Origin of the sequence: Saccharospirillum salsuginis (genome assembly GCF_014651855.1) — a bacterium.
In the GTDB taxonomy this organism is placed as follows: domain Bacteria; phylum Pseudomonadota; class Gammaproteobacteria; order Pseudomonadales; family Natronospirillaceae; genus Saccharospirillum; species Saccharospirillum salsuginis.
The window spans coordinates 54,872-67,363 of sequence record NZ_BMXR01000010.1 but is presented as its reverse complement, the minus strand read 5'-3'; the positions used below and the strand labels follow the sequence as shown (position 1 = coordinate 67,363).

Annotated in this window: 9 protein-coding genes; 3 read left to right on the top strand and 6 right to left on the bottom strand. The window is 59.9% G+C overall.

Annotation, left to right across the window (positions count from 1 at the left end; genetic code table 11):
* The first annotated feature begins 269 nt into the window (after positions 1-269).
* On the top strand, positions 270-1,334 hold the full coding sequence (locus tag IE111_RS18440; protein ID WP_194523973.1) for a methyl-accepting chemotaxis protein: 1,065 nt from the start codon (positions 270-272) through the stop codon (positions 1,332-1,334).
* Here the strand turns inward: IE111_RS18440 and IE111_RS18435 are convergent.
* The 6 genes from IE111_RS18435 to IE111_RS18415 all read right to left on the bottom strand — a co-directional run bounded on the left by IE111_RS18435 (position 1,297) and on the right by IE111_RS18415 (position 10,000).
* On the bottom strand, positions 1,297-2,577 hold the full coding sequence (locus tag IE111_RS18435; protein ID WP_189611530.1) for a hypothetical protein: 1,281 nt from the start codon (positions 2,575-2,577) through the stop codon (positions 1,297-1,299). The genes IE111_RS18440 and IE111_RS18435 overlap by 38 nt on opposite strands.
* 32 nt (positions 2,578-2,609) lie before the next feature.
* Positions 2,610-3,239 (bottom strand): hypothetical protein, encoded by a 630-nt coding sequence (locus tag IE111_RS18430; protein ID WP_189611528.1) that lies wholly within the window; start codon positions 3,237-3,239, stop codon positions 2,610-2,612.
* Positions 3,166-4,593: an FAD-dependent oxidoreductase gene (locus IE111_RS18425; protein WP_189611525.1), complete on the bottom strand. Its 1,428-nt coding sequence runs from the start codon at positions 4,591-4,593 to the stop codon at positions 3,166-3,168. The genes IE111_RS18430 and IE111_RS18425 overlap by 74 nt, the downstream gene beginning before the upstream one ends.
* Positions 4,590-4,988 (bottom strand): hypothetical protein, encoded by a 399-nt coding sequence (locus IE111_RS24560; RefSeq protein WP_229805436.1) that lies wholly within the window; start codon positions 4,986-4,988, stop codon positions 4,590-4,592. Before IE111_RS24560 ends, IE111_RS18425 begins: the two co-directional genes overlap by 4 nt.
* A complete protein-coding gene (locus IE111_RS18420) occupies positions 4,989-7,847 on the bottom strand; it encodes a multiheme c-type cytochrome (RefSeq protein ID WP_229805435.1) in 2,859 nt (952 codons plus the stop codon).
* A gap of 248 nt (positions 7,848-8,095) precedes the next feature.
* Complete coding sequence (locus IE111_RS18415) at positions 8,096-10,000, bottom strand: AGE family epimerase/isomerase (protein WP_189611523.1); 1,905 nt, start codon at positions 9,998-10,000, stop codon at positions 8,096-8,098.
* Between the two features lie 211 nt (positions 10,001-10,211).
* On the opposite strand from IE111_RS18415, the gene nrdG reads away from it, so the two are divergent.
* Together nrdG and nrdD are read left to right on the top strand one after the other, a co-directional pair.
* On the top strand, positions 10,212-10,697 hold the full coding sequence (gene nrdG, locus IE111_RS18410) for an anaerobic ribonucleoside-triphosphate reductase activating protein (RefSeq protein ID WP_189611521.1): 486 nt from the start codon (positions 10,212-10,214) through the stop codon (positions 10,695-10,697).
* Entirely contained in the window at positions 10,663-12,453 is a 1,791-nt protein-coding gene (gene nrdD / locus IE111_RS18405; RefSeq protein ID WP_189611519.1) for an anaerobic ribonucleoside-triphosphate reductase, read from the top strand. The genes nrdG and nrdD overlap by 35 nt, the downstream gene beginning before the upstream one ends.
* Positions 12,454-12,492 lie beyond the last annotated feature (39 nt).

Below are 12,492 nucleotides of genomic sequence, written 5' to 3'. Positions count from 1 at the left end.
ACGACTTCACCGATCCGGTTGACTGAAGGGTCACTCAAGCACCCGCATGCACTTAAGTCTAGCGGAACCACAGTGTCTGTCTACGGGTGAGCCGGGCTATTGGACCAAAGAAGTAACGCCTGGTTCCATGCCGAATACAAAAAGACGGTTCGAGCATTGAATACCGCATCCGAGGTATGGGTGGAATTCTTAAAACATTCATGTAAAATGAATGTTAAAGCAATCGATGCAGCGAGGTCGTCGGAATGCCTTGGGTTACTCGGAGTCGGATGTCGGAACACGACCGGCGGCTGACCGCCTTGATGGAAGAGAACGAGACTCTCCGTCGGGATAACGTACAACAGCGTAAGGCGCTGGAAACGCTGAATAAACAGCACGAGTCCACCCGCGAACACCTGGGGGTATTCCTGGAAATGATGACCGGTCTCGGCGACTTCGGACAGTCGTTGGAAGCTTTGAAACAGTCGTTCAGTCATCTCTCGACCATGCTGAACGCTCGAAGTGAAGACGCCCGGACCAGCGGTCGGGAATCGTCGGTGATGCGCGATTCCATGAGCGAGTTAGTCACAAGGCTGGGGACGGCCCGTCGGGATATTCATGCCTCTTCGGAACATATGAAGGAACTCAGGAGCCAGGCGGAGCATATCGACAGCCTGGTCGGTGTGATCGATGGCGTTTCCGACCAGACATCCCTGCTGGCCTTGAACGCGAGCATCGAAGCGGCGCGGGCCGGTGAACACGGTCGTGGGTTCAGTGTCGTCGCGACCGAGGTTCGATCCTTGTCCAGCCGCGCCGGCGACGCCACACGTGAAATCGAAGCGGTGGTCGGTCAGATTCGCACCTCCGTCGAGACTGTCGCGGAAGCCGGCCATCGCAGTGCCGCCGATATGGATACTCTGTCAACATCGGCCAGCGACGCCAGTGAGCGATTGACCGGATTGATGCGTATGGCGGAAAACGCGGCTCACACCATGAGCAGCGCCGCAATGATGGCGGAGGTGGAACTGGCCAACCTTGAGGAATTGGAAATCAAATTGCTGGTCTACCGGGTGTTCGCCGGCCTGTCGGATGCGAACGCGGATCAACTGCCGGATGAGACCGAGTGTCGGCTTGGACAATGGTATTATCAGGGTTCCGGCCATTCGGCTTATAGCGAGCGACTGGATTTCAAGGCCATTGAAGAGCCTCATCGAATGGTACATCGCTATGCGCGATTGGCGGTCCAGGCCTGGCGGGAAGACCGGCCCGTTGAAGCGGTCGAGGCATTGAAAATTATGGAAACCAACAATCTGGATGTCATGGAGCGGTTGAGGCGCTTGATCGGATCGACTTGATCGATGCGGGTGACAGGTACAGCGGCGTGTCGCCCAGCCATCTCGGCTCGAAATACGTGACATCGATGGCATCGGACGGTGTCCGGTTCAGCAGATGCCAAACGGGTAGGCTCCGGTGCAGGGCCCAGGCGTGTTCACCGCTGTAATACGGGTCGACGTGGTGCCAGGACGGCAACGTTCGTTGCAGCAACCTGGATTGGTGGCGGTTGATCAATACACCCGACGGTTTTTCCGACAGCGCTTCGGCCGCTTGCACCACGGCGGGCAGCCGGGGTGCCGTAGATACGGTGACCAGGGTAAATGTGATTCGGACCAAGGTCAGGGCCTGGGTGGTGAGCGGTGCGTGAACCCCAATCCAGATCATCGACAAGGTCAGTGGCGGCAGTAAATGGCGAAGGTTTTCCGGGTTTTGCGCTAAAAGCGTCCAGACCGATACCAGGCACCAGGCCACACCGATGGGCCGGATGTGCCTCTCCGCCCGCCACGGTGGATGGAAAACAAAAGGCGACACAACGAGTATTCCCAGAAGCGCTCCCTCCCAGCCGAACCGCGAAAGACTTGTGAACCAACCGAGACGTTCGCCCATGTCACCCCAGGGTGAACCCCAGATCAGAAAATGCCCCCGCAGAAAGGTCAGACTGGTTCCAAGCAACGCCATCCCGTCTCTCGACCACATAAACGCCAAGCCGAACAACGGCAGAGCCACCACACCCGCCACAATCGCCGCGCGGCGGCCCTCGCTCGATAACCACGTCTGAGCGGCCAGATACAGCCAGATCAGGCCGAGGCCGGGACGAACGATGACCCCAAAACCGATCAACCAGGCGGCTGCCCGGTAGCGGCGGCGAACACAGGCGTACAAGGCCGCGACCAAACAGGCATTGCCCGGCGCATCGGACAGGCCGCTCAAAGCGGTGTGTATGCCAAGTGGTTGGCTGAGCACTAAAAAGCCGGTGGCCCAGGCGACGCTCTCGCGACCGGTCGCGCGGTGGACCAGCGCGGTGGCCAACACCGCCGTCAGCGCATGCCCCGCAAGAGACAACGTCCTAAAGGCTGCGAACCCCTCTAATCCCATGCCATGCAGCCAATCCGCCAGCCAGACCAGCCCCGGATAGCCAGGAAAGTGCGGTTGCTGTGCGACCAGGCTGAAATGCTCCAGAGCCGCGATAAAGCGCAGAGCGTCATCCGTGGCGGGTCGGGCCGGGTAGTGAACGGCCAGGGCGAAGGCGACGATCATCGCCACGGCCCCGACTCCGAGCCAGGGAGGCGGACGGGTCACAACCAGGATTGGACCGCGTGTCGGAAGTCCGCGATGGCCCGCCCGAGGCGTTCGGAATCCGGCGACTCCTCACCAACGCCGAACACCCCGGGGCTGCCGAGCGCGACCAGAGCCTCGTTTAGGGCGTCACGGCCTTGGCTGGCCTGTGTGGTGGTCAAGGCCGGTTCCAGAAAGGTGAACAGTTGTTGACAGCGCACGACCAGTGTTTTGGCTTTCTGGTGTTGGAGGATGTACATCCTGGCCTCGCTCAGCCGACGATCGATGTCCAGTGCAAAAGTTTGATTGAGCACCTTGATGCTGCCGGGGGTATCGTAATCACGTGCCGCCTCCAAAAGTTCATCCCATAGCCCCGGTCGGATCCAACTGGCCAGGAAATCAACCGGTTCGTTCAGATCGTCCAGGGCCTCTTCCAGGGCCACGTTATCGCGTGCTTCGATCGCCGACAGCAGGGCTTGACGGCCACTGATCAGGACGTTCTCGCCGGTGGCGGTGTAGGTATAGGCCCGTGCGGTACCCATGACGGCCCAGGCCAGGACCAGACCGACCAGGCATTCAATTGCGCGGTTCGTTATCCAGGTGGTCTGTCTCGATGACGTGGGCTTCGTTCCGGTGCTCGTAGATGGCATGGCGGAGGTCCTCTTGTTCGATCAGGCAACAGGCGGCCATTTGGCCCATTTCCATGGCGGTGTCGGTGAAGATGTAGCGAAAAGTGCCCTGTCGGCCACAACTGATCAGGTTGTCGTAGCGGTTCAGGCAGTCGATGGCTTTGCGGCGCTCGGCGGCATAGCGGAGGTCCATCAACGGATAGGCGTGCGCCGCATATTGGCTTTGGCGATAGCCCAGGTCCCGATCCCGGTCAACGCCCAGGCGTACCAGGTCGGACCAGGCGCGTTCGGCGAGTACCGATTCCGGGGCGGTCCAGCGGTGGTCTCCGGACTGACAGGGGATTTCCAGCATTACCGAGGTGAAGCCTTCCGGCGCCATGGCCGGGGACCGACGCTTGGGTTCCTGAAGCCGGGTGGCCAGCATGTCGGGGTCGGAGAGGTATTGCCAGGTGTGGGGCGAGACGGCCTCGCCGGCCAGGGGGATGTTCAGAAAGCGCAGCGCGCGAAACCGTAAACCGCATTCGCCGCCCAACATGCGCACGACCGAGGGCAGCGGCAGGGTGTTGATGACCGCATCGACCGGCCATTCCCGCAGCCGACCGGCATGCTCGGTCCGGATGGCGCGCACGCGGCGGTCTTCGCATACCAGGCCTCGAACGCGATGGCCGGTGAGGATGTCCCCGCCCAGTCTGTTCAGCGATTGACCCAGGCGTTCGAACAACTGGCCGAACCCGAGCCTGGGGTATCGGTAGTGACGAGCATAACCGCGCAATCCTCGATCGTGACCCGGTAGCATGAGCCGGGCCACCTGGCGCAGATCCAGTCGGGCGATGCGCTGTTCGGCCCAGTCGCCACTGAGGGTTTCCGGCGGAATGCCCCAGAGTTTTTCGCTGTAGCCGGCGAAGAAGTGCCTATATAGGGTGTCGCCGAAACGATGACGAGTCCAGTCGGCGAAACTGGCCTGTTCGCCTCGCGGCGAGGTCCGTCGCGTCAGACCGCCGGTCAGCAGATCGAATCCCGCGCCCAACAGCAGGCCCGGAGGCGCCTGCCGCAGCAGGTTGCCGATATTAAGTGGATAGTCATAGGTGCGCCCGCGATAACGGATGACCGAGGAGCGCCGGGCGTGTAACAGGTCGTCGCCCATCAGCTCATCGACGAACCTCAGCAATTCAGGGTCTCGTGTCAAAAAACGGTGCCCACCGTAATCGAATCGAAAATCACCGTGCGGTGTGCCGAGTGTCCGGGTGCCGCAGAGCCCTCCCGGTCGCGGTTCGGCATCGAATATCGACACCGCAAAACCGGCCTCCAGCAAGCGGTGCGCGGCCATCAACCCGGCTGGACCGGCGCCGAGCACGGCCACGGACGTTTGCGTCATGGTGCCTCCCGAGCGGCCTGATCCGACGTCTCCCAGTCGGCCGTCAAGTGATTCAGTGTCACAATGGGCGGGTCCGGCAGTTCGGGAACGGTTTGCTGAACCAGGTCGGTGACCCATTGTGGATAGATGCGGAATTGGAGGTGTGTCTCGACGTGCAGCGGCCATTGCGCATCGGCCGGCAGCGCGAAGCGTTCATCCCGGTAGCCATCCACCGGAATGCGGGTATCCGAGAGCAAGGTCGCATAGCGCCAGAAGGCGAGGCCGACGGGTTCGCCATTTTCATCGCCGAACACTTTCATGAATAGCCGGGCATTGTCGGGCAAGTGTCCGGCCTTGTCGGCGTTGCCGCTGGCCAGGACGGTGCGCCCGGAGGCATCGGTGACCGTGATCGACAACTAGAGTTGGCGAAAGTCGGCCACGCCGGTGGGCAAAGCGTGACCGGCGCCGACGTTGCGCACCCGAACCACCAGTTCCCCGTCTTTATACCATTGATCCAATTCGGCCGAGGTACGCAACAGCGCCAGGCTCATGTCCTCCTGTTCGGCATTACGCAATCCAACCAGATGATGGTTGGCGCCGGTGAACTGGTGGGTGTAGACATTGTCTTTCAAGCGCCCGCCCTCGGTGCTGCGACCGGGAATGGCTTCGCCGATGCGATCGATATCGGCATGCATGTGGCAATCGAGGCAACTTCTGTGCTGCTCGGGGTTGTCCGGCGCATTGAAGGACGACAGCGCCCATTCGTCGAACGTGGTGACGATGCGTGCGCCCTGACCCGGCGAAAACTCGTCGTGACAGGCCCGACAGTATGCCGAATCGTCGTAGAAATCCCGGGAATAGGATTCGGCGTGGACCTTCGGTTGGGCGTTGATGGTGGTTTCGGCGATCCAGCGCACCCAGGGTCGTTCCGACTGCTCGCCGGGATAGGTCGGGCGTTCGGTCACATCGAGATGAATAGCGCCGTTGCCGCCGCTGTCCTCTATCCGGCTGACGCGGTGGCAGGCTACGCAACCGGGTCCCTCGTCCAGGGACCAGGATTGGTGTTCATACTCTGCAAGCAAGTCCTCGCCGCCTTGGGAGAACATGCGGTTTTCCTGACCGCGGAACGGCAAGCCCACGGTGGTGCGTTGCGGATTGTGGCACCCCACGCACCAGGCGCGGAAAGCTTCTCCTTCGGTTTCGGCGGCGAAATCCTCCATAACCCGGTAGTAGGGGTTGGACTCGGCCATCAATCGATGGTTGGAGTCGGCCCATTGTTCGAAAATGCGCTGATGGCAACCGGCGCAGGACGCGGAACTGGGCCAGTCGCTCGGTTCCAGCCGGTCTCCGTTGGATGGTGCCAGCCGCAGCCAACTCGGGCCGAAGGGCAGGTTGTTGGGCCGGCGGATATAAGCCTGTAAAGCGTCGATATCGTCCTCGATGGCATCCGGTATCGCCTCCGGTGTAACCCGCCGGGCGTTGTCCCGGTCGTCGTGTCCCAGTCCCCCTTGGGTGTCCTGAATCAGGCGCACCAGGTCGGGGCCGGATTCGCCGCTGAGCAGGGAAGATAGGCCGCCATGACCACTGATGGCGCGGATCGACTTGTCTTCGGCATGGTCGTCCATCAGGTAGCGGTTGGTCAGGTTGAACCCGTCGAGGTGGCAGCTGTTACAACTCATCCAGAAGTCGCCGGTCATGGGGTATTCGGGGTTCCGATCGGTATTGCCCGAATGGAACAGGTGTGAACCCCGGCGTTCCATGGGGGTCAAAGCATCGGCTTCGCTGAGGCGCGCGTAGTCGGCATTGGTCACGCGGACACGGGCAAACGGTGAGTCGCCGCCGGTGGTCAGGCGCGTCAGATTCAGACTCTGACGGTTTTGTACCCAAAGAGTGTCGTTGTCGACCACCAGACCGTAGGGTTGTGCGCCGGGCAGGTGACGCAACAGTTGCACCGCCTGGGCTCCGCCCTGATCGATCTTGCCGACACGTCGGGCGCGGCGTTCGCCTTCGCCTTCGCCGGACCGGGAGCGGGCGCGATCGAAGACCAGTAGATCTTCGCTGCCGGCCAGGGTGATGAACACTTTGGCGCCCGTTGTGGAAAACTCGGCGTCGACCGGGTTGGAGACGATCTGGGTGCGACCGTCGACATCGGTCAGATTGATCTGGCGAAACAGTTCCTTGCGCCGGGTCGGGTCTTCGGTGAAACCGGTCGGGCCCACTGTCACGATCGACACGGCGGGGTAGACGGTCGACTGGAACTGAAATGGATGATCGACATTCCACAGCACATGGGGCAGCCAGAGTTCCGATTCGTCCGGCACGACCGCGATGTCGTCCAGGCGACGGGGCACGCCCTGAGAGACAAATTCATCCGGGTCCGACGTGTCGGTCAATGTGAAGCGCTGCAGCAACGGGGTGTCCGCCCGGCGCGTGTCGTACACACTGAGTTCTCCGGTCATCGAATGCGTCACGACCAGCCGGCCGTCCGACAGCAGCGCCAGGCCGCGTGGGGTGTCCGCGGTCGGGATGCGTTGGACGATTTCACCGGCACGCGATAACGCCACCAGTTCGTGGCTCTCGAACAGGGAGACCCAGAACCGGTCGTTGGCGGCATCATACAACACACCGTAGGGGCGATGTTCGAGTTCGACGCGTGTTCTGATGTCGAGTTCTTCGGCGTCCAACAGCCACACGTGGTCGTCAAGATACCCGGTCGCAGCCAGAATCCGACCGTCGGCGGTCACTGCCAACTGCCGTATATCGCGTCCCAGTCGGAGTTCATTTCGTTGAGTCGGGTCACTTCGATGGAGTCGACTGACGGTTCCGGCCTCGGCATTGGCGCTGAACAACCAGGGACCGGTCGGGTGGGAAATCAGACTTCCGCTTGAAACAGCCCCCTGGGCGGCAATCGGTGTCGCGACCAGCAGCATCGCCAGGATGGGGCGCAGCACACCCCAACGCCAGGCATGGCGTGCCAGCAATGGCGCGAGCATCAAGCCGGGGTACAGATGCGCCCAGCCGATCCAGGCATCGAACGCATTGCCCCGGTTACCCTTGAGGAACAGCCAGGCACCGGTCAGTGTCAGTGTCAGCAGCAGGATGTCCATGCTCCGACCGGTCCAGCGCAGGAACGGCTTGCCACTGGTGCTCAACAGACGCCGGTGACTGAACCAGAACGGTAGCACCAGTATGGGAAACACAAAGGCGCCGATCAGGGTGTGCGAAAGCAGGCTCCAACGTTGCAAACCCCAGGGAATGTGAAGCGGCGCCCACAATAACAAACCTGTTACAGCCAATGCGTACAGTAACCATTCAGGGCCACGGTTTCGAAAAGCCAGTCGTCGCCAGTACTGGCCCGGTTTGAATGATCGGTCGGTATGCACCCGTTATGACCCTCTGGATGAATCAACGAACAACGATTCCGGAGTATCGTCATTGGGGGATGTGAGAAAAATAAAGCGCCCCGTTTCGCGGGGCGCCAGTATAGCGGCGTGATCGGCCGTGATTTTGATTCACATCAACATCAAGGGGCCGCGCCGAACCGGTGTTCGCCCGAATCGCCCAGCCACTCGGCCATTTGCATGCCCTGGTTCGTTGTCGGTCCGTTGATGACGGTGCGGAACCACTGGTTGTGGCGCGCCACCAAATGGGCGACTTCCAGCTTCGGAGCGGATTCCGCACCCACGTTCCGCAATTGCAGCAGGGCGGTGCGCAGACCCGCCGAAATGGCTGCGGCGGTATACAGCGTGTGTTCTGTGGGGGTACCCGGCACGCTGGCCCAGGTGCCGATGGCGGGGTCGTATTGTTCGCGATCAATGGCGATGAACAGGTCGCGGGCGGCGTCGCGATAACGACGATCCCCGGTGGCGGAAAAGGCCGCGCCCAGTCCGCGCAGAACGGCGAACTGCGTATCCAGTGACTGGCCCGGCTCCAGGTTGACGGACGATCCCGATACCGTCGCGCCATCCCGCATCAAGCCGTTTTCGCCCTCCAAATGGGCCAGAATGAAATCGGCCTGGTGGCGAATCAGCTTCAGCGCTTCTTGCCCCAGCTGTGTTCCCAGGCCGCCGTCGCTGGTGTTCCCGCCCGCGTACCCGACCGGCAGTGCGTCCTGCGCCTTTTGGAACACGCTCAATGCGACCAGACTGTACGCCAGATCGTAGGTGGTCACGTCGCCACCACGCTCGCCGTCCCAACGATCCACCAGGGTACCGACGCCCTTGTCGAAATGCAGAGCGTTCAAGTTGCGAAACGCCATGCGGGCAAGCGTATTCGCCAATGAAAAGGCATCGGTACCGAATACATCGTTGTCGCTGTTCGCATCTCGATTGGCTTTGGGTGTTGCGGCAAATGGCTTGCCATCGAACACGGCCCGGAAGGCGGGGTTCTGGCTTTCATTGGCACTGCGCTGGTCGCTGAACGCGAGCATCTCCGCCGCCGGCCAGAGCAGCATCCAGGAATCGCGCAGATAGGATGCGCCGTCCGCGACCGTCAAAGCCGTGGCCGATTCAACCCCTAAGCGTTCTTCACTCTCGACGGCCAAACGATGCGGGAACCAGACCGGCGATGAAGCGTCGTAAGTCGGATCGATCGGTGCGCCCAGAGATTCACCGTCGTAGGTCATCCGGGTCAGCAAGTCGTGCATTTTATCGAGCGATAGCTCGGTCAGGATAACGCCGTTCAGGCCGTCCACCGAGGAAACACCCAGAGCGAAGCCGTCCCGCTGATCCTGATCGGCGGAATCGGCTTCCACCTCTTCGTCGGTATCGGTGGTGTGCAATCCACCCAGGAAATCCTGCGACCACATCACCTCCTTGAGCAGCAGGCCGCCTAGTGCGGCCGGAGATGCTTCCTTCACTGTGTCGGAGTCGGTCCAGCGCAGGGAAGCGTAGTCCCGGAAGTAGGCGGGTATGATCGCATCGCCATCGCGATCGACTTCGGATACAGCCACCGGTTCGGCGAATTCCGGCGAACCCAACTGATACGGCCAGGACAGGGGGTACATGTTCAACGGAATTTCCGTTACGGGATAACCGACGCTATTGGCCAGTTCGGTGAACCGGCGACCCAGTGCGTCCATTTCCCCGCCCCGATCCCGATTGCGTGGGCCATTGACCAGGTGCGGGCCCATGCCGGACTGGTAGTCGAGGGCATACATGGCTTCCTCGGAGTATTCATAACTTTCAATGCCGGTGATGTAGTCGAAGCGCGTGGGTTGGTCTACGGCATCAGGGTCGAGAACATCGAGATCGAGACCCAGCGCTTCCGCCAAAGGCTCTCCCGAGAGTTCGAATTCGGTATAGGCCAGAAAGGATCCGGCCGGATCGTGGCGGTGATCGATTACTTCAACCAGTGTTTGCGCGCCCGTGGCTGATGCCGAGATGATCAATGTGCCCGTCACGAGCGTCCGTTTTAGGTTGCGTGTCATTTATTTGTCCTTCGACAATGCAAGAAGTTGCGAATAATAACTATAATCAAATGCGATGAACTTTGATCTGAGTCAAGATTTATTCGCTTGGTTGCGATATGGGCGGTTCTTTTGATCTGGATCAATTGTGGGTTGTTAGGTGGTTTTATGCCGCTTGAAGACTATATATAGTGTTTTGTGTGTCTTGGGTATACAAAATATGGTGTTTTAGATGAGAGTAGTTCGAGAGGATGTGGTCTTCCGTGAGGTGCCCGGTGAAGTAGCCCTGGCTTTCACTGTCGCAGGCTGCCCACTGCGTTGCCCCGGATGCCACAGCAGTGACACCTGGTCGCCGGATCAGGGACGTATTCTGTCACCGGACCTGTTGACCGGCCGGGTACGGCGGTATGGGGGGTTAGTGACGGCCGTGCTGTTTCTGGGAGGCGAGTGGCAACCGGCGGTTTTGTCGGACTGTTTGCGGCGTGCCCGAACTCTGGGCCTTGTGACTTGCCTGTACACCGGGCTGGACGATGTCGATCCGGAGTTGAAGCAACTTCTGGACTATCTCAAAACCGGACCCTGGCGACGTGAGCTGGGCGGTCTGGATTCCCCCTCGACCAACCAACGATTCATCGACCTGCGTTCGGGTCGGATTCTCAATCAACTGTTTCAAGGAGAACATTATGCTAAGGCTGACACCGGAACAACTGGCATATAAACAACAATTCATCGAGGATTATCTGGTCGCGGATAATGCCGCCGACGGGTCCCGTCTCGATGCGAACGCCAATGTGACCCAGAAAAACATCGCCACCCTCGAGTCGGAGCTGATGAAGGATTTGCTGGTGCAGATCAACCGTACCCGGGTCGCCGACAAAGTACGGGAGCTGTTCGGTGAGGATTGGGCTCGGGAGTACCATCGCCAGATTGAATCCCACGAAATCTATGTCCACGACGAGACCAGTCTCAAGCCCTATTGCGTGTCGCTGACACTGTACCCGTTCTTGCGTGACGGCCTGACGGGACTGGGGGGCGAATCCCGCGCGCCGCAACATCTGGCCTCCTTTTGCGGGTCGTTCGTCAATCTGGTGTTCGCGGTCAGCGCTCAGTTCGCCGGTGCCGTGGCCACGGTGGAATTTTTAACCTATTTTGATTATTTCGCCCGGCGGGATTATGGCGACGACTATCTCGACACCCATGCGGACGTGATTGAAAACCACTTTCAGCATGTGGTGTACGCATTGAACCAACCGGCCGCCGCGCGGGGGTACCAGAGCGCGTTCTGGAACATCTCGATATACGACCGCTACTATTTCGAGGCGTTGTTCGAAGGTTTTGTCTTTCCCGACTTCACCTGTCCCGAGTGGGTCAGCGTCAGTCGGCTTCAGGATCATTTTCTGACGTGGTTCAACCGCGAACGAACCCGGGCGATCCTCACCTTTCCTGTGGTGACCGTGGCCGCCCTGACCCATGAACAGGGATGCCGGGACAGCGAATTCGCCGACAAAATGGCCGGTCAACTGGCCGCCGGCAATTCTTTTTTCATGTATTTATCCGACAATCCGGATTCATTGGCATCGTGTTGCCGGTTACGCAATGAAATCACCGATCGGACGTTTTCCTACTCATTGGGCGCCGGCGGTGTCGCGACCGGTTCGATCAATGTTATTACCCTGAACATGAATCGATTGATCCAGGACGGTCGGGATCTGAACGCGGAGGTCGAAAAAATCCATCGCTATCAGGTGGCGTACCGTGCCTTGATGGAAGATTATCAGGCGGCGGGCATGCTCACCGTCTATGATGCCGGGCTGATCAGCCTGGATAAACAATTCTTGACCATCGGCATTAATGGTATGGTGGAGGCGGCGGAGTACCTCGGTATCCGGCCGGGCTACCACCCGCGATATGTGGAATTTGTCCAGCGACAACTAAAGGTAATCTACGACGCCAATCGGAACGCGACCCGAGAATATGGCTACCGTTTCAATACCGAATTTGTGCCCGCCGAGAATCTGGGCGTGAAGAACGCCCAATGGGACCGCAAGGATGGCTATTGGGTGCCCCGCGATTGTTACAACTCCTACTTTTATGTCGTCGAGGACGAGGATACGCATGTACTGGACAAAATTCTCCTGCATGGCAAGGAGTTGGTCGATTGGCTCGATGGCGGGTCGGCGCTTCATCTGAATCTGGATGAGGCTCTACCCACTCAGGGATACCGTCAGGTCATCGATACGGCGGCCAAAGCCGGATGCAACTACTTTTGCGTCAATGTTCGCATTACCATTTGTAACGAATGCGACCACATCGACAAACGAACGCTCTATCATTGCGATCGATGTCATTCCAAGAATGTCGACCACGCGACGCGCGTCATCGGTTATCTGAAACGGGTATCGGCCTTCAGTGCCGGTCGGCGTACCGAGCATCGGTTGCGACACTATCACAGGACCGACGCTCAATCGGCCTGAGTCCGTCGAATCGTGAAAAATCAACCCGATTGTCGATCG

Excerpts from the sequence above, each read along its gene's own strand:
- IE111_RS18440 (WP_194523973.1), top strand. The coding sequence starts at position 270 with ATGTCGGAACACGACCGGCGGCTGACCGCCTTGATGGAAGAGAACGAG.
- IE111_RS18430 (WP_189611528.1), bottom strand. The coding sequence starts at position 3,239 with ATGCCATCTACGAGCACCGGAACGAAGCCCACGTCATCGAGACAGACC.
- IE111_RS18425 (WP_189611525.1), bottom strand. The coding sequence starts at position 4,593 with ATGACGCAAACGTCCGTGGCCGTGCTCGGCGCCGGTCCAGCCGGGTTG.
- IE111_RS18415 (WP_189611523.1), bottom strand. The coding sequence starts at position 10,000 with ATGACACGCAACCTAAAACGGACGCTCGTGACGGGCACATTGATCATC.
- nrdG (WP_189611521.1), top strand. The coding sequence starts at position 10,212 with ATGAGAGTAGTTCGAGAGGATGTGGTCTTCCGTGAGGTGCCCGGTGAA.
- nrdD (WP_189611519.1), top strand. The coding sequence starts at position 10,663 with ATGCTAAGGCTGACACCGGAACAACTGGCATATAAACAACAATTCATC.